The 565-nt window shown below is 43.0% G+C and carries 1 protein-coding gene; it reads right to left on the bottom strand.

Features of this window, described 5'->3' with window-relative positions:
• The coding region (locus EII37_RS10835; protein WP_142997538.1) for a hypothetical protein at nt 1-565 on the bottom strand (565 nt) is incomplete at both ends.

Below are 565 nucleotides of genomic sequence, written 5' to 3'. Positions count from 1 at the left end.
CTTGAACTAAGGATTCACCCTCTTTATCAGTTTCTTGAGTACCTTTAGCCTCGATTTTGCCTGAATATGCTGTTTGCGGTTCTTGAACTAAGGATTCGCCCTCTTTACCGGGTTTCTGAGTGCCTTTGGCTTCAATTTTTCCTGAATATGCTACTTGCGGTTCTTGAACTAAAGATTCTCCTTCTTTACCAGTTTCTTGAGTACCTTTAGCCTCAACCTTTCCTGTATATGCTTCCTGTGGTTCTTGAACTAAGGACTCGCCCTCTTTACCAGGTTCTTGAGTACCTTTAGCCTCGATTTTGCCTGAATATGCTGTTTGCGGTTCTTGAACTAAGGATTCGCCCTCTTTACCAGTCTCTTGAGTGCCTTTGGACTCAATCTTTCCAGTATATGCTGCTTGCGGTTCTTGAACTAAGGATTCGCCCTCTTTACCAGTCTCCTGAGTGCCTTTGGCTTCAATTTTTCCTGAATATACTGTTTGCGGTTCTTGAACTAAGGATTCACCCTCTTTATCAGTTTCTTGAGTACCTTTAGCCTCGATTTTGCCTGAATATGCTGTTTGCGG

Origin of the sequence: Streptococcus sp. OH4692_COT-348, from assembly GCF_003859975.1 — a bacterium.
GTDB lineage: Bacteria > Bacillota > Bacilli > Lactobacillales > Streptococcaceae > Streptococcus.
Note: the sequence above shows the minus strand (reverse complement) of the source record. Positions and strands in the feature narration are given on the sequence as shown.